The following is a 2,126-nucleotide window of genomic DNA, read 5'->3' on the forward strand; positions in this document are numbered from 1 at the left end:
AGCATCGCGGTCGGGCGGCTGGCGGAGACTGTGTAGACGAAGAAGGCTGGTGAGCGGGCGAAGACCTCGTAGGGCCCGAGCGCATCGGTGATGACCGAACCGCTGGCCCCCAGCACCACCGCGACAGCCAGCCGACCCTCCGGGACTGGCCTTGCTGGCGGCCAGCCCTGGGCCGGGCCGGCTGGCGGCGCCCGCGGGTAGGCCTCCCGCATCGCCACAAGCGCCCCGGCGGTCCCGACCCCCGCCAGCCAGGCTGCGGACAGGCCGATGCCGCGCAGACGCCGGGCGAGGCGGCGCAGGACAACGAGACTCCGGACGGCGTTGGGACTTCCATTGGTCATGGCGCTGCCCTTCAGGTCGACACCCTCCACGTCACCCTGGCCATGATCATGCCTGCTCGGGGAGATCGGGAAGCCCAGCGCCAGAGGAGGGCCAAGGCCCCAGACCACCAGCCTGGCCTGGCTGCACCAACTCAGGCCGCGGGCACGGTGTGCCTCACATGCCCCGGGTGGTGGCCGGTCCGTCCGGTATACAGCTCCAGGCGGAACAGCATGACGACCAGCATGACCACGCAGGCTGGGCCACAGAAGCCGAACACCAGCCCGCGGAGCGTGCCCGTCCGGACAACGTCGAGCCAATCCAGTCCGAGCATCACGATCGCCAGCCCGATGGTTGCCCCCGACATCTCCAAGGTGGGACGCCACGCCATCCCCCGGAACCGCATCCACAGCGTCATCGGCAGCGTAAAGTCGAAGGCAATCACCAGCAACGCCAACTCGGGTGACTGCTGGCGCAGGTCCGGATAGCCGAGCAGCGCCGGGCCAGCCACGAAGACCAGCCCGTTCAGGATCCCGCCGCCGACGCACATCGCCACACACATCTCCAGGAAGTGGCGGGCGAACTGCCAGATTTGGCTGCGTAGGCCAGGCCTCGGAGCTGCAATCCGGTCCATGGCAGCCTCCTTTCCCTCTGGTGGCGTGTGCTTTGCGCCACCGCCCGCTGGTGATGTACCGGACCGGCCGTGTTCGGCATAGGGCCCATTGGCCCGGCTGCCTCGTGCCACTTGACCCGGACGGGCCGAAGGCCATCCCTGTTGTCGCGTGTCGGCTCAGCCGCTGAGCTTGGCCAGGAGCTCGGGCCGGTCGGCCAGCTGCTGTTGGACCATGGGGCCGAGCATCGGCTCGTAGATGTCCCGGTCCACCTGGTCCCAGTCGATGCCTCCGAACGGTGGGTGGGGGTCGTACTCGATGGCCAGCTGGACCATCCGGGCGGTCGGCTCGTCGGTGAGGCGGGCGACCAGGGCCAGGGCCATGTCGATGCCGGCCGACACCCCGGCCGAGGTGATGAACGTGCCGTCCTCCACCCACCGCTCGGGGAGGTAGGTGGCGCCCAGGCGTTCCAGCAGCCGGTGATAGGCCCAGTGGGTGGTGGCCTGGCGGCCCTCCAGCAGCCCGGCCGCGGCCAGGACCAGCGCCCCGGTGCAGACCGACCCGACCACCTGGGCGGTGCCGGCGGCCTGGCGCAGGTAGTCGCCGACCACCTGGTCGCCCATGGCCTTGATCGTGGGCGCACCGCCGCCGGGGACGATCACGACCTCCGGGTCGGGGACGTCGCCGAAGGTGCGGTCGGCGGTGACGGTGAGCGGGCCGTCGGTGGCCATGGGCTCGAGCCGCTCGGCCACCACCACCGGCCGGTACTGGTCGTTGAACTGCCGCAGGCTGGCAAAGACCTGCAGCGGACCGACCAGATCCAGCAGCGTTAGCCCTGGATAGAGCACGAACGCCACCGTCTTCTGCTCCTGAGTTGCCATCATCTGCCCTTCCGGTCCCGGGTCGGATAGAGAGCGGCGTCGGTGATGGGTGGAAGCCCTGTTCAGGTCGACCGCTGTCGGATGACACCGGCCATGGCCGACAGGGCGGCTTACGCCACGCCTCGTGTGAGCACTTCGGTTGCGCGCTGCCTGGTCTCCGGTTCGGCCTTCTCCAGCGATCCCGAGTCATACGGAGGCTGGGGGTCGTACTCAATGACGAGCTGCAGCGCCCGGGCCTCGTCCTCGCCCGCCTCGCGGGCGGCCAGGGTCAAGGCCATGTCGATCCCGGCCGAGACGCCGCCGGCAGTGATGACCT

Annotated in this window: 4 protein-coding genes; all 4 read right to left on the bottom strand. The window is 69.9% G+C overall.

The features are described from left to right. Window positions 1-371: hypothetical protein (locus tag VF468_09015; protein HEX5878446.1), on the bottom strand; the 371-nt coding region annotated here is incomplete at its 3' end. Window positions 372-472: 101 nt separating this feature from the next. Then, entirely contained in the window at window positions 473-952 is a 480-nt protein-coding gene (locus tag VF468_09020; GenBank protein HEX5878447.1) for a hypothetical protein, read from the bottom strand. 156 nt (window positions 953-1,108) lie between these two features. Then, complete coding sequence (locus VF468_09025; GenBank protein HEX5878448.1) at window positions 1,109-1,813, bottom strand: DJ-1/PfpI family protein; 705 nt, start codon at window positions 1,811-1,813, stop codon at window positions 1,109-1,111. A gap of 107 nt (window positions 1,814-1,920) precedes the next feature. Further along, window positions 1,921-2,126: DJ-1/PfpI family protein (locus VF468_09030; protein ID HEX5878449.1), on the bottom strand; the 206-nt coding region annotated here is incomplete at its 5' end.

It is taken from the genome of Actinomycetota bacterium (assembly GCA_036280995.1).
Classification (GTDB): domain Bacteria; phylum Actinomycetota; class CALGFH01; order CALGFH01; family CALGFH01; genus CALGFH01.